Origin of the sequence: Bacillus sp. MUM 13, assembly GCF_001866725.1 — a bacterium.
Lineage (GTDB): Bacteria > Bacillota > Bacilli > Bacillales > DSM-1321 > Peribacillus.
In genome coordinates this window covers 1-916 of the sequence record NZ_MLYQ01000174.1, presented here as the reverse complement: position 1 = coordinate 916, position 916 = coordinate 1, and the positions used below count along the sequence as shown (strand labels likewise).

Here is a 916-nt window from a genome sequence, read left to right as displayed (position 1 = left end):
GAAAAACCTATGATGGAAAGAATCATGGCTAGAAGTGTCAATGTGAAAATTTTGTCTTTCCTGACTAATGATAACGCTTCGTTTAATGCAACACGGTTCTCTGAAGTCCTCCTTTTTGGGACATAATGCTTTAAAGAAATGGCCAGAGAAATTCCATATACAATATATATACCTGACGCTGCAAAGAAGGTTGCCGTAGAGTGTGATGATCCAAGCTTCAATCCAAGAATAGGGCCAAAGGTCACCCCCACGTTAATCGCTGTATATCTTAAATTGAATATCATCAGCCTGTTTTTCGTTTCAGTAATATCAGACAGCAAAGCCCGTGAAGATGGTTCAAACAGCGATTTGCATAAACCATTCAATGAATTCATGATAAAAAAAGCAATAACACTATGTGCAGCCCCGAACCCAGCGAATACTGCTGCCCACAAAAAGACAGATATAAGAAGGATATTCCGCCTCCCGAATCTGTCAGATAAATATCCTCCAATGAAGCTTGAAAATACGCCCGCCAAGGCACTTACTGCCACAATCGCACCTGCCTCAGCCGGTGAAGCATGCAGGGTTTTGGTCAAATATATCGCTAAAAATGGCATGCTCATGGATATAGCCATCCTGCCAAACATTGTTCCAATAATAATATTCCAGCCAATCGGGCCAACCTCTCGAAATATTCTGCTCATATAATCCCCATTTCCTATGTATATCCTGTCTTTCTCCGCCCTATTTCTTCCTCCTGATGAATGTAAGCCGTTAAAATATTGACTATTTTCTGATTTTATTGTTTATTTCTCTTCCCGTCAATCATGCTCATAAAAATTATTGAATTTTTTCAGGCTATTTTCCTTATTTTGCTGCTAGAGACAAAGTGGTTAATTTCCGTTCCATAATGATGCTATGGAACAAAGGGTTG

General features: G+C 39.5%; 1 protein-coding gene. It reads right to left on the bottom strand.

The features are described from left to right. On the bottom strand, positions 1-686 hold a 686-nt coding region (locus BIV59_RS22540; RefSeq protein WP_139194450.1), incomplete at its 3' end, for an MFS transporter. Between the last annotated feature and the right edge of the window lie 230 nt (positions 687-916).